At 40.2% G+C, this 22,799-nt stretch carries 16 protein-coding genes and 1 pseudogene; 12 read left to right on the forward strand and 5 right to left on the reverse strand.

Features of this window, described 5'->3' with window-relative positions:
- The first annotated feature begins 161 nt into the window (after positions 1-161).
- The 4 genes from nikR (at position 162) to AC20MK_RS10570 (ending at position 5,524) form a co-directional block, all read left to right on the forward strand.
- Positions 162-584, forward strand: coding sequence for a nickel-responsive transcriptional regulator NikR (gene nikR, locus AC20MK_RS10555; protein ID WP_487355764.1), 423 nt, complete (start codon positions 162-164; stop codon positions 582-584).
- Positions 585-1,660: 1,076 nt separating this feature from the next.
- Positions 1,661-2,560, forward strand: coding sequence for a GDP-mannose 4,6-dehydratase (locus AC20MK_RS10560; RefSeq protein WP_487355765.1), 900 nt, complete (start codon positions 1,661-1,663; stop codon positions 2,558-2,560).
- A gap of 447 nt (positions 2,561-3,007) precedes the next feature.
- On the forward strand, positions 3,008-5,221 hold the full coding sequence (locus tag AC20MK_RS10565) for a CDC48 family AAA ATPase (protein WP_487355766.1): 2,214 nt from the start codon (positions 3,008-3,010) through the stop codon (positions 5,219-5,221).
- Between the two features lie 33 nt (positions 5,222-5,254).
- A complete protein-coding gene (locus AC20MK_RS10570; RefSeq protein WP_487355767.1) occupies positions 5,255-5,524 on the forward strand; it encodes a PRC-barrel domain-containing protein in 270 nt (89 codons plus the stop codon).
- Positions 5,525-5,537: 13 nt separating this feature from the next.
- Here AC20MK_RS10570 and AC20MK_RS10575 read toward each other — a convergent pair whose 3' ends face one another.
- Positions 5,538-6,218, reverse strand: coding sequence for a phosphoglycolate phosphatase (locus AC20MK_RS10575; RefSeq protein WP_487355768.1), 681 nt, complete (start codon positions 6,216-6,218; stop codon positions 5,538-5,540).
- Positions 6,219-6,255: 37 nt separating this feature from the next.
- On the reverse strand, positions 6,256-7,233 hold the full coding sequence (radA, locus tag AC20MK_RS10580; RefSeq protein ID WP_172362476.1) for a DNA repair and recombination protein RadA: 978 nt from the start codon (positions 7,231-7,233) through the stop codon (positions 6,256-6,258).
- A 454-nt stretch (positions 7,234-7,687) separates the two neighbouring features.
- On the opposite strand from radA, the pseudogene AC20MK_RS10585 reads away from it, so the two are divergent.
- From AC20MK_RS10585 to AC20MK_RS10615, 7 genes and pseudogenes are all read left to right on the forward strand, one after another.
- Positions 7,688-8,215 (forward strand): annotated as a pseudogene (locus AC20MK_RS10585) (transposase).
- A 450-nt stretch (positions 8,216-8,665) separates the two neighbouring features.
- On the forward strand, positions 8,666-9,826 hold the full coding sequence (locus AC20MK_RS10590; RefSeq protein ID WP_487355769.1) for an acyltransferase family protein: 1,161 nt from the start codon (positions 8,666-8,668) through the stop codon (positions 9,824-9,826).
- Between the two features lie 573 nt (positions 9,827-10,399).
- A complete protein-coding gene (locus tag AC20MK_RS10595) occupies positions 10,400-10,882 on the forward strand; it encodes a phosphopantetheine adenylyltransferase (protein WP_487355770.1) in 483 nt (160 codons plus the stop codon).
- 421 nt (positions 10,883-11,303) lie between these two features.
- Positions 11,304-12,236, forward strand: coding sequence for a UDP-N-acetylglucosamine 3-dehydrogenase (locus AC20MK_RS10600; RefSeq protein ID WP_487355771.1), 933 nt, complete (start codon positions 11,304-11,306; stop codon positions 12,234-12,236).
- A gap of 53 nt (positions 12,237-12,289) precedes the next feature.
- A complete protein-coding gene (locus tag AC20MK_RS10605) occupies positions 12,290-13,708 on the forward strand; it encodes a nucleotide sugar dehydrogenase (protein WP_487355772.1) in 1,419 nt (472 codons plus the stop codon).
- 91 nt (positions 13,709-13,799) lie between these two features.
- Positions 13,800-14,492 (forward strand): 4'-phosphopantetheinyl transferase family protein, encoded by a 693-nt coding sequence (locus AC20MK_RS10610; protein ID WP_487355773.1) that lies wholly within the window; start codon positions 13,800-13,802, stop codon positions 14,490-14,492.
- A gap of 230 nt (positions 14,493-14,722) precedes the next feature.
- Entirely contained in the window at positions 14,723-15,244 is a 522-nt protein-coding gene (locus AC20MK_RS10615) for an acyltransferase (protein ID WP_487355774.1), read from the forward strand.
- Between the two features lie 525 nt (positions 15,245-15,769).
- Here AC20MK_RS10615 and AC20MK_RS10620 read toward each other — a convergent pair.
- From AC20MK_RS10620 to AC20MK_RS10630, 3 genes are all read right to left on the reverse strand, one after another.
- Positions 15,770-15,985: a hypothetical protein gene (locus tag AC20MK_RS10620; protein ID WP_487355775.1), complete on the reverse strand. Its 216-nt coding sequence runs from the start codon at positions 15,983-15,985 to the stop codon at positions 15,770-15,772.
- A gap of 177 nt (positions 15,986-16,162) precedes the next feature.
- Complete coding sequence (locus AC20MK_RS10625; protein WP_487355776.1) at positions 16,163-18,529, reverse strand: disaggregatase related repeat-containing protein; 2,367 nt, start codon at positions 18,527-18,529, stop codon at positions 16,163-16,165.
- 12 nt (positions 18,530-18,541) lie between these two features.
- Positions 18,542-20,299, reverse strand: coding sequence for a right-handed parallel beta-helix repeat-containing protein (locus AC20MK_RS10630; RefSeq protein ID WP_487355777.1), 1,758 nt, complete (start codon positions 20,297-20,299; stop codon positions 18,542-18,544).
- Positions 20,300-20,667: 368 nt separating this feature from the next.
- Here AC20MK_RS10630 and AC20MK_RS10635 point away from each other — a divergent pair, with 368 nt between their 5' ends.
- Positions 20,668-22,197, forward strand: coding sequence for a flippase (locus AC20MK_RS10635; RefSeq protein WP_487355778.1), 1,530 nt, complete (start codon positions 20,668-20,670; stop codon positions 22,195-22,197).
- Positions 22,198-22,799 lie beyond the last annotated feature (602 nt).

The raw sequence follows: 22,799 nt of genomic DNA on the forward strand, positions 1-22,799 counted from the left end.
AATATGTATGGTCTATATTTTGTTAATTATGGATACCATATAGCACACTTAAATATAAATATATATTCTCGTGCGTTTTTCGAGATGAAATAACAACTAAAATAATAAGAGTGGTACAAAATGTTATTACCTTTTATGTCCATTTCAGTACAGGTGAAATTATGGAACAGGAACTAATGAGAATAGGCGTCTCACTCCCAGACAATCTTTTGAATAAATTTGATTCAATTATAGAGGGTAGAGGATATTCCTCACGTTCAGAAGGAATACGGGATTCGATACGCAACTACATCAATCAGTATGAATGGATGAGCGACATAAGGGGAAGACGAGTAGGAACTATTACCGTTATCTACGACCATACAAAAAGAGGGCTTTCAAATGCTGTTGCGGATATCCAGCATGATTACTCGGACCTGATCAAGTCCTCAGTACATATCCACCTTGACCATGATAACTGCCTGGAAGTCGTTATCTTTGACGGTGAAGGAGAACTCGTCAAAGAGATGGATGAGAGGTTAATGGCACTTAAAGGTGTTAAGTACGTGAAATTGAACACCGCACCACCGGCAGAAAAGATCTGAAGATACTGCCACATTCCTTTTTAGATATATTTTCGATCAGAACGATGTTTCTGAAACTTATTGAAAGTTAAGAACATTGAGAAAAGTAGAGGGGATGATGGGGGCAAAGTGTGCCCCCTGGTCCGGTGCATAGTAATGACACAAACCGAATCGTTTTTCTTGTACGACATCACCACCGGGTCAATTCAGTAGCTTTAAGCGTACAATAAAATAAAATATACAGTAATGGTATATTAACTTATGGAATGATTTTTAGAAGTTATAATTATTATCATTATGATGTGTCTGGTGCCGAAGTAAAAATCGAAGTCGGAAAAACACCCACCCAAGAGAATAGAAGAGATCCACTCGAACAAATTTGACCGAAAATTGCCCGCAACAAAGAATGGGAAATAGAGGGGATGTAAGCGGGCCTCACCACAAAGCCCGCTTTGGTTTCGATAATATCGACACCGACAAAGGCCGTACCACCGCAACCTTTGTTTTGATTTTGTACCACACCACTCATAGTGTAGAAGGAAGAGAACTGCAATAGTCCCCAATATATACAAGTGGTATAATACTATATTAACTTTAGGAATGATTTGAAGAAGTGATGGTAATCATCATAATGGGATAAATATAGATTAATCTTAGACCCACAAAGACCATAGATAAGAGAACTATATTTAGAGATAGCCAATGGAGTATTATTTAGATCAGTTAGGGAATTATCTTGTCGATCGCCAGAGAATTCAAATGAACAAGGCGACCACAATTGATGACCGATAATGAGCCATAACAAAGAATTATAAAGAGGGGATGTAAGCGGGCCTCACCACAAAGCCCACTTTGGTTTCGATAATATCGACACCAACAAAGGCCGTACCACCGTAACCTTTGTTTCTATTTTGTACCACACCACATATAATGTAGAGAGGAGAGAACTGTAATGGTCCTCAATATATACAAGTGACATAATACTATATTAACATTATGAAGGACTTAAAGAAGTTATGATACTCATAATAATGGGAGATTAATATATTAAACCCAGATTCACAAAGTCCATATAAAAGAAAACCATTTTCAGAGATATGCAACGAATTCTTATTACCGGCGGTTTGGGCCAGGTCGGAAGCTATCTTGTCGATCACCTCCATGAAGATAACGAAGTGAAGGTACTCGATAACTATTCCTCCATTACAAGAGAGATGGTTCCTGAAGACGTATCCGTGATCAAGGCAGATATAAGGGAAGATGTTTCGGAACATGTACAAAATACAGATGTGATCATACATACTGCCGCCCAGATAAGCGTCGTAAGGTCGATGAACGAACCTATTTTCGATGCACAGAACAATATTATGGGTACGTTGAACCTGCTTGAGGAAGCACGCCATGCGAATATTGAAAGATTTGTATATTTCAGTTCAGCTGCTACTTACGGAAACCCCGTGGAAGTGCCGATAACTGAAACACATACGCAGGAGCCACTATCACCATATGGTGCCAGTAAGCTTGCAGGAGAAAAATATTGCCTTATGTATAACAAGGCATACGGATTACCAACGACCTGCATAAGGCCTTTCAATATATACAGCCCCAGACAGGACCCCTCGAACCCGTATTCAGGAGTTATATCAAAGTTCATGGATAAAGTCTCAGGAGGATCTGAACCGATGATATTTGGAGATGGAGAGCAGACCAGGGATTTCATCCATGTCCAGGATATTGTGGACCTGGTGGAACTTATGATCTCGAAGAAAGCGGCCATTGGAGAGTCGTTCAATGCAGCCACAGGCAAGGCTACCACCATCAATGAGCTTGCAGAGATCATTATAGAACTATTCGGAAAGGATGTCAAGGCTGACCATAAGGAACCACTTGCAGGAGATATAAAACACAGTGTAGCCGATATCTCAAAGGCTGAGAAACTGGGATTCGCTCCGAAAGTGGATCTGAGAAAAGGACTTGAACAGTTTTTGGAAAAATGAGATATGATGAGGCTGAGAGTTGCCTCATTTTAAATTGAATTCCCATAGGAGATGTGGCCTGCACAGGATATACAGCTTCTTCATCGTTTAGCTCTATACATATAAATTTGCGGAGTTATTTGCAATGCCACTTCCTTTTTAGTAATAGCTACGATCGCTACGACACATACCCGGCATCCACCAGAGCTGATTTTCTGAATTGTTAAACATGGATCATACATCCATTAGATCTGCATATCAGCAACTGCTGATGGTGACAAAGGTACAGAAGAGAGATCAAAAGAGATCCAATATTAAGAGCCAAAACAAATTCGATCTAAACTGCAGACTTAAATATGCCATTATAAGTATATTAACTTCTATAAAATTATAAAAACATGACATAGAACCACATATTATTTATGTCTTGGAACAGATAAAATAATAAAACAATTAAGGATGAGACCAATGGAAGAACTACAGATCAAAGTAGAAAAAGCACATCCAATCGATTTTGGACGGGGTATCATACGTCTTGATCCGAGCACCTTGCTCAGTTTACAGCTATCCCCAGGGGACATAGTGGAGATCGTTGGGAAAAAGAGGACCGCAGCTAAGGTCTGGCGTGCAGACCGTCAGGACTGGGGACAGGGGATAGGTCGTATCGATGGGTTCACCCGTCAAAATGCAGGGGTAGGCATTGGGGAAAGGGTTCACATACAGAAGACCGAGGTACTTGTGGCGGAGAAGGTCATACTGGCACCTCCTGAAGGTGTGATGATGGAATTCGGATCCAACATAACCGCCATCATCAAGCATAACATACTGAAACGTCCGTTCGTTGTAGGCGATGTAATCCCGATAACAAGTTCGATGACCCAATCAGTAGGAAATCAGGCGATACCTCTTGTTGCCATTAAAAGCGAGCCTGAAGAAGGCATTTTGATGGTCAATGAGAATACAGAGATAGAACTGCGCCAGAAACCGGTGGAAGGTTATGAGGACACTGCCAGCGGCATCACTTATGAGGATATTGGCGGTCTAGGGGACGAGATCCAGAGGGTCCGCGAGATGATAGAGCTGCCTCTGAAGCATCATGAGATCTTCCAGAGGCTCAATGTCGAACCTCCTAAAGGGATCATCCTCCATGGGCCACCAGGCACAGGAAAGACACTTATTGCAAAGGCAGTTGCCAATGAATCAAGGGCGAATTTCCTTTATGTTGCCGGTCCTGAGATAATGGGACGGTTCTATGGAGAGAGCGAGGAACGCCTGAGAAAGATATTCGAGGAAGCGGCAGAGAATGCACCTTCCATCATATTCATAGATGAGATAGATTCCATTGCACCAAAACGTGAGAACGTGACAGGCGAGGTCGAACGCAGGGTAGTGGCCCAGCTTTTGACACTTATGGATGGCATGGATGAGAGAGGACAGATAGTCGTCATCGGAGCCACCAACCGCGTGGACTCCATCGACCCGGCCCTTCGCAGACCGGGAAGATTCGACCGTGAGATAGAGATAGGTGTGCCAGATAGCGAAGACAGGCTGGAAGTGCTCCAGATACATACTCGGGGAATGCCACTTGCAGAAGATGTAGATCTTGAACATCTCTCCACCTATACCCAGGGTTTTGTGGGTGCGGACCTGCTTTCACTTGTCCAGGAAGCTTCAATGCGGTCACTGCGCAGGATCATCCCAGAGATAAATCTTGATGAGGATGAGATCCCACAGGAAGTTCTGGAAATGCTCATTGTCCAGGCGGATGATTTTGAAGAGGCACTTAAGGATGTTGAACCATCTGCCATGAGAGAGGTGCTTGTGGAAGTGCCTTCCATCACATGGGAGGATGTGGGCGGCCTTGATGATGCGAAGCAGGAGATAGTCGAAGCAGTTGAGTGGCCACTGAAACGTCCGGACAGGATAATTGAGATGGGGATCAAGGCACCCAAGGGCATCTTACTATATGGACCCCCTGGCACCGGAAAGACCCTTATTGCACAGGCCGTGGCAAATGAGGCGAATGCTAATTTCATTAGCATAAAGGGACCTCAGATGCTTTCAAAGTTCGTGGGAGAGTCCGAGAAGGCTGTACGTGATACATTCAAGAAGGCAAGACAGGTATCCCCTTGCATCATTTTCTTCGATGAGATAGATTCCATTGCTACAACGAGGATGGCAGATAGTGAGACCGGAAGAAGCTCACAACAGGTCGTCAATCAATTGCTGACAGAGCTTGACGGACTGGAACCTCTAAAGGAAGTAGTGGTTATTGCCGCTACCAACAGACCGGATATGCTCGATCCTGCCCTGATGCGTTCAGGAAGGTTTGACAGACTGGTACTTGTAGGCAGCTCCACGATCCAGGGAAGAGAGAGCATATTCAATATCCATACACGCAAAGTGCCTTTAGATAGCGATGTAAGTATTCAGGAACTTGCCACCATGACCGAAGGATATGTGGGGGCAGATATTGAGTCCGTATGCAGAGAGGCTGCAATGCTTGCACTGCGCGAGGATTTTGAGGCAGAGAAGGTCAAAGCAAGGCATTTCTTTGCTGCAATCGAGAAGGTCAAGCCCACGATAACAGAGGATATGGCCGAATTCTATAACAAGGTCCAGGATAAACTTAAGGGTGGAACTCATAAACAAGAAACAAGTTCTTATATGGGTTACATGTAAAGATTCTACTAAATATTCAAAGGGAGATAAAGGATGGCAAAAGTGTTTGCAAAGAACCTGACCAATAAACAGGTAATGGCCACGGATGGAACCGAGCTAGGCGTACTGAACAATATAGTGATGGAAAATAAGACCGGTGAGTTGGAAAACCTTATCATAAAGCCGGATATCGGTTTGGACACTTCCAAATATCAAAAGGACGGACAGTACATCATCGTATCTTTTGATGCGGTCAGTGCTATCAAGGATTACATAGTTGTTGATAAGCTCATGGCGAAAGCCCTGCCACGCAACAACCTGTAATTCCCTTTTTTATTTAGAGTAGGCCATTGGCGATAGCATACTCAATGGCCTCAAGAGTTCCTTTTCCAAAGGAAGCTTGGGTCATGTATTTTGCAGCCTGTTTGGCTTCATCGTCTGCATTGCCAACTGCAATACCGAACCCTGCGACCTGCATCATTTCGGCATCGTTACATGAGTCACCGATGGCAAGATAATCCGTGGGGTCAAGGCCCATAAGCTCTGCCACTTTCAAGAGCCCTGTACCTTTGTTCATGGCAGTGCTTTTGATATGGATGGCATAACCTGTGTCGATGATCTCAATATCGACACCGTTCTCTGTGAGGGTACTGCGGAGGTCTTCGACTGCCACATCCCTGTTGAGTACGACCTCGGTCTTGCGATATGCAGCATCGAGCTTCACCAGATCATGATATTGAGAAAGCAGCTCATAGGCCTTTTCGCATTCTTCTTTACCCTCGGCTATGATGGAGGGACTGTCAAAACCGGTGGAGACCACACCTCCATTCTCTGCTATTACGATACCGCTGATGCCTATTAGCTTTGCAGCGGCGTGGACATAGCACAGAGGATTACCTGTTGACAGGATCACCGGCACGTTCAATTCGCGGAATTTTTTTGCGACATCGAGGTCCAGTGACCTGTTCGGATTGGTTATAGTTCCGTCAATATCAATGACAATAGCTTTGAGGACCATGCCATCAGATATGACGAAGAACCATATAATTGTTTACTCAGGCATCCCCAAGACCATCTGTTGTGACGGTGATGAGGGCTTCGCCGTCCGGCAGGTTCGGAGAGTCCACGAGCTTGACTATCCTTTTCTCGCCTTTGGATTTCCTTATGTAGAGCCTGAAGGTGGCAGTGTGGCCGAGAATGTGACCGCCTATTGGTTTTGTGGGATCGCCGAAGAAAGCATCAGGTTTTGACATTACCTGATTGGTGACCACCACACATGCGTTGGAAAGATCACCGAAACGCAGGATGTCATGAAGATGTTTATTGAGCTTCTGCTGCCTGTCGGCAAGTGTACCCCTGCCGATATACTCGGCCCTGAAATGGGCAGTGAGGGAGTCAACGATAAGAAGTTTGACTGGCATCTCGGTATTTTTGAGCTCGTTGGCAAGCTCATTGGCAGAGTCCACAAGAAGTATCTGATGATTGGAATTGAAGGCACGTGCCACATGGATGTTCTTGAGGAATTCCTCAGGGTCGTACTCGATGCCGTGCTTATCAGAGATACCTTTTACCATCTGTGCGATCCTTTCGGGCCTGAAGGTGTTCTCGGTATCGATCATGATCACAGAGCCACCAAGACCGCCCTGCTCGGGAGGCAATTGTACGTTCACAGCAAGCTGATGGGCGATCTGCGTCTTTCCAGACCCGAACTCCCCATACATTTCCGTGATGGACTGGGTCTCTATCCCACCACCCATCATCTCATCGAATTCCGTACACCCGGTGGACAGTTTGCCCACAAGTTTCCGCCTTTCAAGAACAAGGTCGCCGGTCTCGAATCCACCGACATCCGCCGACTGCCTGGCAGCGTTGATTATCTTTGCAGCCGTGGATTCCCCGATCTCCGCACTGTTGGCAAGTTCTGCCGGAGAGGCTACAGCGATGGCTTCAATGGTAGTGAATCCGGCATCCTTGAGTTTCTGTGCTGTTGCCGGTCCTACGTGATCAAGATCTTCCAATAATACTTCTGTCATTTTTAATTACTCCTTGAGGTGCACTAGTTTCTTTTGTTCATGTGTGCACATTTGTTCTTCATTTATTCCCCAGGACTATATATACGTGAGCTAAGCAAGGTGAAAGTATTCGAAATGAAAAACTATCAGAAATTCCAGATGCTCGGTTAGCAGTAAGTTGCCCGTTGTTAAGGTATTTCGGTCGTAAGAAAGAACAGTACTTTGCAGTTTATTGTTTTAACTTTTTCAAAAGTTAGAACAAATAATGTAAACCGTTTACTCTGAATGCTCATTCGAGGCTAGAAGTCTGCAACGAAAAAATTTTAATAAATAAGTCATTTTTAAAGGCGATTACAAATAAGAAAAACGGGCTCTGTAGAAAACCTATTTCCATTTAATTTTCACATAAAATTTTAAAAAGGATTATCCCCTGAGTATTATTTAGCACAAAAAACACAAAGGGGATGATTATGTTTTGTTTAACAAATACTTAAAGTTTATTGATACAGCACTAATTGTATCAGGTAACTCGCACCTTCAGATCTATAGTTGCAAGTATTCCAAAAGAAAATATACACAACACTAGCTATTGACATTGGTTTTATTGAAAGAGTATCTTAATGAAGATTATAGAGATATTGTTGAACTTGTCGAAGTAATGGATAAGGCTTACTATTCTGAAGATATACATTCTCTTGCAAGGGATAAACTAGGGTCAATCGCCATGATTCCTTTGAGACAGAAGAAAAGAAAAATGATCAAAGGAAAGTTCCGCAGAAAAATGATGTTAGAGTTTGATGAAACATTGTATCATAACAGAAATCTGGTAGAAACGAGGTTCCCTGTCCTTAAAAGAAAATATGGAGGGGAAATTAAGGCAAAAAAGTGCTGGAATCAATTAAAAGAGATTAAATTCAAAGTATTAGTGCATAACCTTGATCAGTATGTCAGGATTATTTTTATTATTCAAATGAGGATTTCTACAGAGTCCAAAAATCATTAAGACATATATCCTGTACCACTTCAGCATTAATTCCCACCAGGCTCGGTATTTTGAGAAAGGAAAAATTATATTTTCGACAATTATCCCATTCACAAGGCAAAGGACAGGTGTTCGAATTCACCAGAACCATCTGATTTTTTTGCGATTCAAAGAGATCTTAGAGCTTCTTTTCTACTGCATCAAGCCTTGTTTCAAGGCTGAATTGCTACTCAGACATTATAATTTTAATCTAACCATTGAAGCCATAAGCACTATTCAAGTACTATGTTCGATGAAACGTATTTCAGAAACTTTTTATACAAGTATTAACATTTTAAGTTAACGGGGTTAACATTTAACTAATTATTTTTAGTCTATTGTAAAATGCGATGAGCTTTGAGGATTAAAACCATGATGGATGATAGTGCTACGGGTTTCTAGCAGAGATTGCAGTGAGGATAGGGATACACGATGCAATCATTTCATCTTGATGAGGCTTCTGCCACCGAACAAAAACCAAAAAGACTTTATTATATCGATTGGATACGTATATTCGGGATGTTGATCATCTTTACCTATCATTGTTGCGACTTCTTCAGTCCTTCTGAGTGGTATGTAAAGAATAACGCACTTTCCCCCTTTATCACGATAGTACTGAGGTTTTTGGATTTATGGATAATGCCTCTATTCTTTGTAGTTTCCGCTATGTCCTCATATTATTCACTCACCAAGAGATCAACGAAGCGGTATCTCATTGAGAGGTTCAAAAGGTTACTAATACCCTTTATATTTGGCATTTTTGTTATTATCGTGCCGGCCCAAGTATACATCAAACGTGTCACACAAGGCCAGTTCAGCAGTTCTTTCGTTGAATTCTATCCACATTACTTTAACGGATTATATGCATTCGGAGGAAATTTTGCATTTTTTGGGTTGCATTTGTGGTACCTGGGAACCTTATTCATCTTTTCGGTGCTGACTTTACCTTTATTCATGACTTTCAGAAAACAACGATTTTCGAGTATTGTTTCTAACGTTACATCATTTTTAACAAGACCAGGAGCCATTTTTCTGTTGGCAGCATTTATTATCCTGATCAGGCTATTTGTAGTGCAATACAGGGATATTTTTATAATAGGCACTCCTACCTTTGCCGGTTCCAGCCTGTTGGTCTACCTCGTCTATTTTATAATAGGATATTTCCTCTTACTTATTCCGAGGCTCAGTGATGTTTTAGAAAGACACAGGATACAGGCTCTGATTATAGCAGTTGGAATCACTTTGTTATGGATTGTGAATTATTTATATGATCTTGAATCTGTGATTAAGTATCAAGAAGTATTGAAAGCAATTGTTTCATGGTGCTGGCTTTTGGCAATATTCGGTTTTGGGAGCAGATACCTAAGTTTCAATCATCCTGTACTTAAATATGCGAATGAAGCAATCCTGCCATTCTACATACTTCATCAAGTTGTGATTGTAGTTATCGGTTTTTGGATAGCACAATGGGAAATTGGCATGCCGACTAAATATCTAATTCTCAGTTCATTTTCGTTTGTAACGATAATGATTGTGTATGAGTATTTTGTAAAAAGAGTAAGTGTCATGCGTTTTATGTTCGGCATGAAGTAATGTGGCACAAGCTTATGAACAAAAAAATCAAAATATAACTATGTAATAAAAATTCATCCTGGATTTGATCAATATAAGGTTTAATCTCAGGTATTTTTAGTCGCTGTTTTCAATAAAATGTTCTTCCACATCACCTATTTCTTCATTTCCACAGTAATACTACCATTGAACGCAATTTCAATTATCTATTATACAGTAAATATTATTATACACGATTGTTTTATTTATCTCAAAAGTTAATTTTGATTGGAATAACTTATTATTTTGTCCAACGATGCTATTTTTAACCTTAAATTTGAGCTTATTTTCAGTAAAAATTATTAGTTTATTTCCCAATAGCGAGTATATTGTAGGGAAATTATAATAAATTGAAATTATCCAGCCCAATCAAACATCGTGAAAAAAGTTAGAGATACTTGGAGTCCAAAACAAAAATATAACAGAAGTAAATCATAACTTGAATCCTATGTCTTAGAAACACATGCCAAATATCAAAATTTAACGCTACAAAAGAGAGCTCACACCCGCCAAAACAACATAACACTTATGTGATACGAAACCCTTTTGCAAGCGATGGGACGAACAGCGGTAGGAGGAACCTTTGAATTCCTTCACGATGGCCATGAGGCACTGATAAGAAAAGCCTTCGAGATGGCGGAAGGCGACATTGTGGATATTGGCCTGGCATCCGATGAGATGGTCAGACAGAAGAACAGGAACATACCCGATATCGCAACCCGTAAGAAGAATCTGACCTCTTTTATCGAACAACTTGACATATCTAAGAAAAGGTACAATATACAGACGTTGAAAGACCCTTACGGATCAACCCTTGAAGAAGATTACGAGTTCATAGTGGTGTCCCCTGAGACCCATAACGTTGCCCTGAAGATCAACGAGATAAGAAAGGCTGCCGGAAGAGCTGAAATAAAGATAGTGAGCATAAACTACGTGATGGCGGATGACGATGTCCCCATATCATCCACCCGAATAGGCCAGGGAGAGATAGATGTGCACGGGCATTTGAAGCTCAAGGGAGATAGCTTTCAGGCGTGAACTACTACACACCCACATTACAAAAGGACTAATTGTCATCAGTATTTATATTTCTTTTTTAATACATTCAAAATAATACGTCCAAAGCACTTAAATATTTTTAGACCAATTAGTATAGCGGGTGTAAGGGTGGTAATCCCAAAAGGATCGCCCAGTGGTGGTAAGTATGATCAGTATAGAGAAGACATGCCCTATATGTGGCAGTAAGTTCGTGGTGGATAAGCGCGTAGCTAAGAGAGATCTGTTTTGCACGCTTGGTTGCTGTTTGAAGAGTAAGAGCAAGGATATGCCTAGTAGCAGTGGCAGCAGCAATATTGTGCCGTTTTGATACATAGCGATATTAAAAAATGTGCAGAGACATTTTGCCATCTGGCATAATAATTATATATACATAGTAATATATTTTTAATGAGTTGTAAGTATGTTACGAGTAGGAGTAATCGGAACCGGAGCTATGGGGGTTAACCACATACGAATATATCATGAGATGGAAGGCGTGGAGCTTGTCGGCATCTCAGATATCGATGAGGAAAGGGTGAAAGAGCTATCCAAAAAATATGACACAGAACCCTTTACAGACTACAAGAGGTTGCTCGGGAAAGACCTTGATGCTGTAAGCATCGTTGTCCCGACAAAGCTCCATAAGCAGGTATGCCTCGATGCTCTTGAAGCAGAGGCTAATGTGCTTGTGGAAAAGCCCATCGCAGATACACCGGAAAATGCAGATATAATGATACAGGCTGCAAAGAATGCAGGAAAAGCATTGATGATCGGACACATCGAGAGGTTCAATCCAGCGGTCATCAAGCTTAAGGAGATCATGGATGAGGGGTTGCTTGGAAAGATAGTCTCCATTTCGACCCGAAGGGTAGGCCCATACAATCCAAGGATAAGGGATGTGGGCGTTATCCTGGATATCGGAGTACACGACATCGATATCATTTCATACCTATACGGCCTTGAAGTTAACAACGTTCATGCTATCGCAGGTGCGGACATACATCCGTTCGAGGATCATGCGTCCATCCACCTGAGATTCGACCATGACCTGACAGGACTTGTGGATACCAACTGGCTGACCCCACACAAGGTACGCAACCTTACAGCCGTAGGAATTAAAGGCGTGGCATATCTGGACTACATCAACCAGACATTAGAGCTGCATGATGGGAACTGGATAAGGGAAGCAAAAGTTGACAAGGCCGAACCTCTCAGGAACGAGCTGGAGTATTTCATCAAATGTGTGAGCACAGGTGAAAAGGTACACTGCAACGGAGAGAACGGCAAGCATGCCCTTGAAGCCTGCATGGCTGCCATTGATTCATACAAACAGGAAAAGACGATCCAATTGTGATCGCTACAAACTGAATTTTCACATTTATAACACGTATAACACAGGTTGATACTATGAGTGATAAGTTACAGAAGATAATGGACGCAAGAAGACCCATCAAAAAGATAGGCGTACTTGGCATGGGATATGTAGGCATTCCTGCTGCTGCTCTTTTTGCAGATGTCGATGGCTTTGATAAGGTGTTGGGATTCCAGAGGAACTCCGCTTCATCCGGTTACAAGATCGACATGATCAACAACGGTGAAAGCCCCCTAAAAGGCGAAGAACCCGGCCTTGAAGACCTCTTAAGAAAAGTCACCGATACCAAGAAGTTCGAGTGCACCCCTGACTTCTCAAGGATCGCAGAACTGGATGCAGTGACCCTTGCCATCCAGACACCATTCGAGAACCCTGCAGACCTCATCCCTGATTTCGGAGCACTCATCGAAGGCATACGCAATGTAGGAAAGTACCTCAAGCCCGGCATGCTGGTGGTCCTCGAGTCCACCATCACCCCCGGAACCACCAAAGGAATGGCCAAAGACATCCTCGAGGAAGAGTCCGGCCTGATAGCAGGAGAGGATTTCGCCCTGGCACACGCCCCTGAACGCGTAATGGTAGGCAGACTCCTCAAGAACATCCAGGAGCACGACAGAATAGTCGGTGGAATAGACGAGGCCAGTACAAAGCGAGCTATCGAACTATACTCCCCGGTCCTCACAAAGGGAAAGATCATCCCAATGTCCGCCACCGCCGCCGAGGTCACCAAAACCGCTGAGAACACCTTCCGTGACCTCCAGATCGCAGCAGCCAACCAGCTCGCTCTCTACTGCGAGTCCATGGCCATCAACTTCTACGATGTACGTGCCGGAATAGACAGCCTGAAAGGCGAAGGTATCACAAGGGCCATCCTCTGGCCCGGAGCAGGAGTAGGCGGCCACTGCTTAACCAAAGACACCTACCACCTTGAACGCGGCATAGAGATAGCAGGAGAATCCCCTCTGGACTACCCAGAGAACGCCGACTCCATCTACGTCCTGGCCCGCAAGGTAAACGATTTCATGCCCGCCCACATGTTCAAACTCACCGAAGAAGCCCTTGCAAATGCTGGAAAGGAAATAAAAGGCTCAAAGATCGCCATGCTCGGCTGGGCCTTCATCAACGACTCTGATGATGCAAGGAATCCACCATCAGAGCCATACAGGGACCTGCTTATGGAAGCCGGTGCTGAAGTGATGGTACACGATCCGCATGTGTTAAACTATCCAAATGTTGAGATCGAGAAGGATATGGGATCAGTAGTGAAAGACGCTGATGCAGTCGTGATTCTGACCGGTCACTCCGAATACTTCAAGCTGAATCCTGCTGATGTAAAGGCAATGATGGGTAAAGATCAGCCTGTTATTGTGGATGGCAGGAACGTGATAAAGCCTGAAGAATTTATTGATGGTGGGTTCGTTTATCGAGGTATTGGAAGAGGGGATGTTAACTGAACATCCGAGACAATAATTATAGAAGGAGGTAATCCATGATCCAGAGGACATGGAAATGCGGTATTTTGTGTGCATATATAGGAGAACTGGTATGGACACTAACAATTTAAAAATACCATTCACTGTTTCTCTGGAGCATATACCCCACTTTTGGGAACAGAATGACATTCTTATCCTTATAGTTGATCTGAATGACTATGATAAATTGAATACAGACCATCTGGATGACATTGAAAAGGAACATTTGGAAAGATTGCAAACCGAGTATTTCAAAAAAAGATACATTACATCCAGAATGGTTTTGAAATATGTCCTGTGTCGCCTCCTCAAAGAGCGAGCCGTATCTGACATATCCATGTATACAGACAAATATGGAAGAGTCCATGTAAGTGACCATAAAGAAGTACATATCTGCATCTCCTATACTGAAAATATTGTCACCCTGGCGATCTCAAAGATCGAGGTCGGTATTGATGTCGAAATTAGAAAATTGCGTGCCCTTACAAACATTTCAAAATATCTGCACACAACAATATTACATGCCGACAACCATGCGAATGTTCACGAGCTTTTAAAGATATGGACCCTGAAAGAAGCATATTGTAAGTTTTCGAATAAGAGCATTTTTTCTAATTTGAATAAAGAATTAGATTTTTACAATATCTGCCATTCTAATTATATTATAAACAACAAATACATACTTGCTGTTGTTACTGATTCGAATCAGTATAAAATTAACATTAGCCGGCTTCAGGAAATTGCCTGTAACGGAAACTCAGCATAATTATTGCAGAGCAAAATGAAGTGTGGATATTAGTACAAAAAGAAAATCATGTTAAAGGATCTAAGCAGTGGGTAAAGAGATGTTCAATGCAGGAAAAGTGACGCTTACTACGATTCACAAAAACATTGTTACACCAACAAATAATCACGATCTTATGCATTCTCCCAGCTCTCGCAAAGGGCCTCCAGCGTTAAATAAATTGAACAACATATTTTAAACCGGTAATGACAATGATATCTAATAGAGATAAAGTAACTTATGATGAAGTAGCTGAATATTATCATAGTAATAAAGTTTTGTTCGGAATTAAATATGCTAAAAACTGGTTTTTAGAGCAACTTGCATCAAGTTGTCCTGTCCCCTCCTGGAGAGCGAAAATGCATAAAATGCGAGGTGTAAATATTGGAAATAATGCATACATCGGTTATAATGTAGTTTTTGATAGACTTCATCCTGAATTAATTACAATAGGTGATTATGCTGAAATTGGTGACCAGTGTATACTATCTGCTCACTCAAGAGGTAGTTTGACTACAAGAGATGCGTATCCAAGGACCACGGCACCCATAAAGATCGGACGCGGTGTTTGTATTAATCCGGGATGTATAATTACTCAAGGGGTTACGATCGGAGATAATTCTATAATAGGAACTGGATCTGTAGTTAGTCGTGATATTTCTCCAAATTGTGTTGCTTTGGGTTTTCCGGTTCGAGTTATCAAAAAGTTGAATGTTGAAGAAGAACCAAAATGATTGAGCAGGGTATTTTCTGCTTCCCTTGTCATTTTTTTGTTGGATATTAGATCTAGTTTGCATTCTTCTCTTTTGATCTGTCACGACATATTATCAATAAAATCGCATTTCATTTTGGTTCTTTTCAGGTTCACATAATAATTTCATATACAGATGAGATCACTTTTCAGTCTGTACCTGAACTCAAAACCAAGATGATTCAATGCAAACAATGCCATCATCATCAGAGCAGATAAAGATAATCGATACATAACATGCCAGTAGGTAATGAACGAAATCAACACTTGCAAATTCCACATCCAAATGCGAAAATATGCTAATCGTTTCCTTTTATATTGGATAAAAATAGTGCATATCGTATCCGGAAAAATCGTCCAGCAACAGATGTGAAAGGAACGCAGACTCGACAAAAATACCCATGTATGCCGCCTTGCCAAAATCCCGATATACTACATATCCGACAAATAGTCCAAATATGATTGCAGAAGAACTGAACAGCAGTGAATGCGTTGCGATGGGACCGATTCAACAGTGTTCCATAGTACCATTTACAAGGATACTATAAACGGCCATGAGGTCCGGGAATAGTGCACCTGAACCTCCCACAAACAGAAGCAACAGAACATGTATGCCATTTCGGAATGAAAGTTCTTTGCGAAGGAGTGATGCAAAGGTTACATAGACTCCTTCTGCACAGATGCAGATTACGAAGAACATAGCATGTGCGATTGGATAGGGCATGTTAATAGATAAAACATTTGAAGATATAAATCTATCCGGGATATTTTTTTGAAAAGGAAGAATTCAGATTAGCTAATAAATCCCTCCATTCTAAGCCGACAATAACATGTCTCGAGCAAAAAAAACAATTCCGATTCATTAACCACAAATAAAAAAAGATGGCGCAAGATTTGCGCCTCAATTTACAGCACCAAAATGCTGTCCAACAACTGTGAGATCCAGAATGTTTATTAGACCATCCTGGTTAACATCACAGCGTGGGCTACTCTCCGCAGAGGTGCCGACATTCTGGCCAACCAGCGTTATATCCAGAATATTAACGATTCCATCTTTATTCACATCTGATGGATTCACAGGTTCAATTGCAGAATCGCTTTCTGTTGAATGATCGATGGTGAGCTTTGGCCTTTGGTCTGGATTGCTCCAGTCAGAGCTGTAGAAAGCAATATAGTTGTCATGCTCATTTTGTGCCTTGAGGAAGAACCCAGTGTTGTCGTATTCGCCACTGACATAATCCTGTACCAGTTCTGTGATATCGAACTCATAGTACCTGTTATCAGGCAGATCGTTTGAATTAAACGTTATTGATGCATAAGGCTCACTGCCCTGAGCTACATTGTTCACATCGAACCAATCCCCACCCGCGTTGTTCCATGGAGTGCCAGCTGCCTTGTTGTTCCAGCTTACTTGGCATGGGTCCCAGTCAGCTGACCTGTATATCTCTACAACCGTGTCCTGGTTACGTGGACTATTTGCAGGGAAGTACCAATGTAGCGAAAGAGTAGCATTAGAGACTGTATCAGTGGTGTTGTACATACTTAGGTCAAACCACATGACATCCCTACAATTACCTGTACCATCAAGGTTACCAATGTCGATATAATTGTTCTCTGCAAGGGTAGTATCAGGAATTGATTCTTGCAGTCGGTTGTCATGCATCAGACTTGGTGCTGTAGCAGGGTTTCCATTAACAATAATGGTAACTTCTTCAGAATCGACATAGTCCCCATCTGTCACTTCAAAAGTGACCTGGTAGGTGCCTACCTGATCTACAACTGGTGTCCAGAAAAAACTTCCCGATGCGCCATCAAAGGTTGTACCGCCTGGTAGACCTGATGCAGAGTAGGCAAGGCCATCACCATCAGCATCTGAGGCACTGACCATGAAACTCAGCGAATTTCCTACCTCTACGGTCCTGTTACCGATAGAATTCAGGACAGGTGCATTGTTATTCACAGGTTCAGTATCTGGGATATGAGTGATGGTTAGTTTAGGACGTTGGTCCTCATTGCTCCAGTCAGAACTGTAGAATGCTATGTAATTGTCATACTCATTTTGTGCCTTGAGGAAGAAACCGGTATTGTCGTATTCGCCACTGACATAATCCTGCACCAGTTCTGTGATATCGAACTCATAGTACCTGTTATCAGGCACATCGTTTGCATCGAACATTATTGACGCATAAGGCTCACGGCCCTGGGCTACATTGTTCTTATCGAACCAATCTCCACCCACATTGTCCCATGGAGTGCCAGCTGCCTTGTTGTTCCAGCTTACATTATCAGAATTCCAGTCTGCCGCCCTGTAGACCTCTACAACAGTGTCCTGGTTGCGCGGACTGTTTTCAGGATAGTACCAATATAACGAAAGGGTTGCATTAGAGACTGTATCAGTGGTATTGTACGTACTTAGGTTAAACCACATGACATCCCTGTAATGACCGACACCATCAGTATGCCCTATGTCGATATAATTGCTCTCTGCAAGGGTAGCGTCGGGAGATGCTTCACGCAATCTGTTATCATATACTAGATTCTGTGTTGAGACGGAGTTTCCATCATTTACAGTTATGATGGCAGTGTCAAAGTCTGTGTTGCCACTGGTGTCTGCTACTGTCAGGGTTACAGTATAGGTTCCTGCAGTGTCATAGATGTGCTGGGCAGCTGCACCGTTTGCATCCTGCTGAATCCCATCAGAGGCATCAAAGTCCCATACATGAGATACAATGCCAACATCATCTGTGGATCCCGATCCGTCCAAGGATACAGTATCACCAGAGGTGACAGTTTGATTGAGGCCTGCTGAAGCGATGGGTTTACTATCTAAACCATTATTTGTTATATAATATGAACCAGCTGGTATATTTGTAAATTGTATTTCACCTGAAGATGCGATAACGCTCTGATATATTTCATCATTTGACTGTTTTTTTAATAAATAATCTTCATCATCTGCTATCACATAATTAGCAAATCCATTTTGTATGGTTATGCCATTTGCGGCTTCATTTATTGTAAATTTCAAATTCCCAATATCTTCGAGATAGAAGTTTATCCAATTGTAGTTCGGATTAACCGTGATGTTGCCTGAATTTAGGCATAAGGAGGCAGGATAAATAATTACGTTTGTAAAGTGAAATGTTTGATTCATATAGTAATTTGCACTCGTACTTGTAGTTCTGAAAATAACACCATTGTCTACTTGTATACCAGAAGCTAAGGGGATTGAAAGTAACAATAAAAAAATTATAAATATTTTTATCATTTATTATCTCTCTCATTGTTCGATGTTATCTCTTGCTATTGTGTTTACGCCAACTACTTGGATATGGCCGGTTCCACCTTTTATCATATTGTCATGGATATAATTCCAGTTGCTTAAAGAGTATTCACGAATCCCATAATACATGTTTCCGTTGTCATCGAATATTTGGTTTCCATGTAGGTTGGCATTGCTGACATCCAACAGAGTGATTCCATTGTAGAAATCGTTTGCAATATTTACATTGTTGATTATGTTTCCGTCAACATTCAAATACATCGTGTTACTGGCACTATTTTGTTTCAGGTACATCCCGTTCTTCTGGGCATCTTTAATAATGTTGTTTGAAATTACAACGTTCATCGTTTCAGTAGTACTCGATTGCATCACGAGATTTATCCCGTTCTCAGACTGCTTATTGAATGTGTTCCCGTTAATCACTATGGTCTGATAGTCCTCGCTGTTGAGGTACATTCCGTAATCACTGTCAAAATTGTAATTTCCGGTGATTGTAAGACTTTTCCCTACACCAGTTCCTCCACCATGGTATAAATTACCGCCCTCAACATGGTTGTTTGCAATAATATGCTGGCCATTGTCGATATTACCACGGCGTTTCACACCACCGCCTCCATATACATAGTTGTCAGAGAATACCGAATCCAATGTGCCGTCATAGAATGCATTTAAATTGGAATGAGGATAAATGGTGTTGCCTGTGACTGTGTAATCTATGGCCATGGGGTGTGCATCAATCACGTTTGCATCCGTAACAGATGATCCAACCAAAATGTTGTTTGAGATTATGATACCACGGTTGAGTGCATTGTATTGCCCCGTTCCGCTCATGATAGCATGGCGGCAATTCTCTATTTGATTATCATGGATTTTTATGGATGCAGATGCATCTGCTATTGATATCCCATATCCGCGTCCATTTCTACTTGAATCTCGAATATAATTATTGTTAATATCTACATTATAGCATGTAAACAATCGAATCGATGCCTGGCCATTATCATTAAACCAACTGTTTGATATTATTGAATCCTTGCAATATTTTAACGCTAAACCCTCGAGATCACCTGTTGAATCTGCATTTTGGAATTTAAGGTTGTCAATTGTTATACTTACTGGACGATATATGTTTGTTCTTGATATGTCACTTATGTAATAATCCCGTATTAATGGCTGATTTAATGTAACTGTGTTTCCACTCACACTGTCCACAACATACATTTCCCCTGTTTTCTGTTGGGGATAATCATCTGGACACCATTGCACATCTTTCCAAATTTTAATTAAATCAAATTGTTGTACCTTTGAAGCGTCAATCAAAACAATAGTGGTGTCACCTTTACTTGCACTACTTGCTAAATTTTTACTATCAACTTCTGTACCGTAAAAATAAAACGCAGGTTCATTTTCAACACCGGTATTAATGTTAAACAGAACATCACCTGACCCAATTATATTCAAATCTTTGTTCTGCTGTGATATTTGGTTTACAATATTATATTCTCCTTCACGGATTATTATAGTGTCACCACTGTTTGCATTATTTAGAACTGCCTGAATGCATGCATCATCTGTTGCATAATCAGATGTCAGATAATCAACTGCACCCGATTTCCCAACAGTTATAGTTGCATCTTTTGTTAATTGTTCACCAAATATAATTATACCATCATCAGAAAAGATGGTGTTTGCTGTTGCAGTGCCTATAAACATTATACATATAATCACTAATGTTATTTTTAAATCAATTTTCATTTTTGTGTCCCACCATTTTGATATAAACGGATTTATTAAATGTGGGTCTATATGAACATTATGCGCACAGCAGGTAATATTACATGAATATTACGTCCACAATATTGTATTTTCGATATAAATAGAGTTATGAAATATGAGCCCTATATGAACGTTATGGCTACATCATATAATATTATGTTCATAACATGTACAGGCACAGTGATTTCTTTGAATTTGAGAGGGATATTCTAGAATAAGAATAGGTGGCTAATTATAAGTACAACTAAAATAATTCGATTATTTTTATAAAATATTCTGAGTATTAGTTGCCTTTAGTAATGCGTATATTTATATCCATGGAGAGCGCATGTCTATCTCGGAAAAATATGTCAGAAGTCACAAATAAATCGCTCCAAAAAATTGTCAAAGGCTCTACGATTGTATTTATCGGAACGATTATTAGTCTAGTTGTTGGATTTTTAAGCAGAGTTATTCTTATAAGAGCCACCACTCAGAATGAATTTGGGATTTATACCTTGGCACTCACTATAGTGACCATTTGTATCACCATATCCTCTTTAGGCTTAAAAGAAGGATCTGCAAGACAGATTGCATATTTTAAAGGAAAAAATGATGGCAATAGTGTCCATGATATAATTTTTTCTTCATTATTAGTCTCGTTAGTTGCTACTGTTTTGATTACTTTTTTAATTATTATAACATCCTATTACATAGCTACAGATATTTTTAATTCAGTGGATCTTTCACTAATATTAAATATTTTGGCAATTACAATTCCCTTCACCGTTTTGGTTAATGTACTTGTATCAATATTTAGAGGATTTGATAATGCCACGATAAAAGTTTATTTTAACAATATTTTAAGACCGACTTCATACATCATTTTTTTAGGCATAGCAGTATTATTGCATTTATCATTTATTCAGTTGGTTTATACTTATGTTTTATCTATTTTAATTACTTTTTTGGCCTTAACTTTATATTTTTTGAAGAAACCGCCAACCACAATAAAATGGAATCAGATAAAAGTCAACCATAATACAAAAGATTTATTGATCTATTCTACACCACTACTTGTGGTTAGTATCCTGCTGACTGTGATGTCGTGGACCGATACTTTAATGCTAGGTTATTTCAAAACGACAGAAGTGGTTGCTTCATATAATGCAACATACCCCATAGCAAGCCTCCTTTCTGTTGTAATAAATTCATTAGGATTTCTATATGTTCCGATAATATCACAATTATACAGCAAAAATCAAATTAAAGAACTTGGAGTAATTAATGCATCCTCAACTAAATGGTGCTTTATATTGACATTACCAATTTTTGGTTTAATATTTGTATTTCCTGAATTTTTGCTAAATTTATTCTATGGTTCTCGGTATGTTGAAGCGAGCACTGTCCTTCAGATTTTGGCAATTGGGTTTATTATGAATTCTTATTTTGGTGTCAATTATTACACACTGTTGTCCACAGGGAAATCAAAATTTTTAATGAATTGTACTTTAATTAGTGCTTTTTTGAATATATTATTAAACATACTTTTAATACCACCTTATGGTATGGTTGGAGCAGCTATTGCTTCAACCTCATCCTATATCTTGGTTGAAATCTACATGACTGTAAAATTATATAATTTTTTAAAAATACACCCTTTTACACAAAATTATTTAAGAATTACATTACTGTCTATTTTATTAATTGGAGTTATTTATTTAATCAGAAATATTTTCGAACAGACTATTTATATGATACTAATAATTTATTTGTTTTTCCTGCTAGCATACGTAGTATCGCTATCATACTCAAAATGCTTAGATAAAGAAGATATTAATATGTTACTCGCAATCGAAAGAAAACTTGGGATAAACTTATCCATATTTAAAAAATAATAACTGTTCAGGTATTATAGAATATACCTCAGTTTCTTAATTATCTTCTCTATAAGCTTAATATAATTTTTACATAATGAGCTTATCCCAAAAATTGGTATAATCTAACTAGTTTTCAAATCTCTTTTGTATTAGGCAGCATCAGCAGAGATTTTTAAAGACCTGATTACAAATCTTCCAATATTTATCTTAATCTTAAATATTTCAAGACTAGGCCTGTAAAATGTCGAATCGTATCGATTTGCAGGAACTACAAGCAATGCTAGTGGTAATTCATTTAAGCTAACAAGGAAACTTAGCTTTAAGTTTTTTATTTTCTGTATCCCATAATATCCAATGTATTTCCTTTTTTAGCAGTAATGTCTTTTGTATCGATAAAGAATGTGAAAAATCAATCTTTTTTAGATTATAACCTTGTTTAAAGTATCATTGGATAGTTCTTGATAGATTCCTTGTTTACATAAATAGGGATTGAATCTGTGTACTATTGCCTATGTTCCGTTTCGTGGAATATCTGATACAACCATTGTAAGAACGTATAATATACCATTCATCCGATTTCTAAATAGGCATGAGGTGTCCCTTTATGTGGTTTCTGTAGA

It is taken from the genome of Methanococcoides sp. DA23 (assembly GCF_057593895.1).

What these genes read in the sequence shown, in the direction of transcription:
- AC20MK_RS10620 (WP_487355775.1), bottom strand. Translation starts at nt 15,985, where the DNA reads ATGCCCTATCCAATCGCACATGCTATGTTCTTCGTAATCTGCATCTGT.
- AC20MK_RS10605 (WP_487355772.1), top strand. Translation starts at nt 12,290, where the DNA reads ATGAGTGATAAGTTACAGAAGATAATGGACGCAAGAAGACCCATCAAA.
- AC20MK_RS10560 (WP_487355765.1), top strand. Translation starts at nt 1,661, where the DNA reads ATGCAACGAATTCTTATTACCGGCGGTTTGGGCCAGGTCGGAAGCTAT.
- radA (WP_172362476.1), bottom strand. Translation starts at nt 7,233, where the DNA reads ATGACAGAAGTATTATTGGAAGATCTTGATCACGTAGGACCGGCAACA.
- AC20MK_RS10595 (WP_487355770.1), top strand. Translation starts at nt 10,400, where the DNA reads ATGGGACGAACAGCGGTAGGAGGAACCTTTGAATTCCTTCACGATGGC.
- AC20MK_RS10625 (WP_487355776.1), bottom strand. Translation starts at nt 18,529, where the DNA reads ATGATAAAAATATTTATAATTTTTTTATTGTTACTTTCAATCCCCTTA.
- AC20MK_RS10570 (WP_487355767.1), top strand. Translation starts at nt 5,255, where the DNA reads ATGGCAAAAGTGTTTGCAAAGAACCTGACCAATAAACAGGTAATGGCC.
- AC20MK_RS10610 (WP_487355773.1), top strand. Translation starts at nt 13,800, where the DNA reads ATGGACACTAACAATTTAAAAATACCATTCACTGTTTCTCTGGAGCAT.
- AC20MK_RS10630 (WP_487355777.1), bottom strand. Translation starts at nt 20,299, where the DNA reads ATGAAAATTGATTTAAAAATAACATTAGTGATTATATGTATAATGTTT.
- nikR (WP_487355764.1), top strand. Translation starts at nt 162, where the DNA reads ATGGAACAGGAACTAATGAGAATAGGCGTCTCACTCCCAGACAATCTT.
- AC20MK_RS10575 (WP_487355768.1), bottom strand. Translation starts at nt 6,218, where the DNA reads ATGGTCCTCAAAGCTATTGTCATTGATATTGACGGAACTATAACCAAT.
- AC20MK_RS10565 (WP_487355766.1), top strand. Translation starts at nt 3,008, where the DNA reads ATGGAAGAACTACAGATCAAAGTAGAAAAAGCACATCCAATCGATTTT.
- AC20MK_RS10635 (WP_487355778.1), top strand. Translation starts at nt 20,668, where the DNA reads ATGTCAGAAGTCACAAATAAATCGCTCCAAAAAATTGTCAAAGGCTCT.
- AC20MK_RS10615 (WP_487355774.1), top strand. Translation starts at nt 14,723, where the DNA reads ATGATATCTAATAGAGATAAAGTAACTTATGATGAAGTAGCTGAATAT.
- AC20MK_RS10600 (WP_487355771.1), top strand. Translation starts at nt 11,304, where the DNA reads ATGTTACGAGTAGGAGTAATCGGAACCGGAGCTATGGGGGTTAACCAC.
- AC20MK_RS10590 (WP_487355769.1), top strand. Translation starts at nt 8,666, where the DNA reads ATGCAATCATTTCATCTTGATGAGGCTTCTGCCACCGAACAAAAACCA.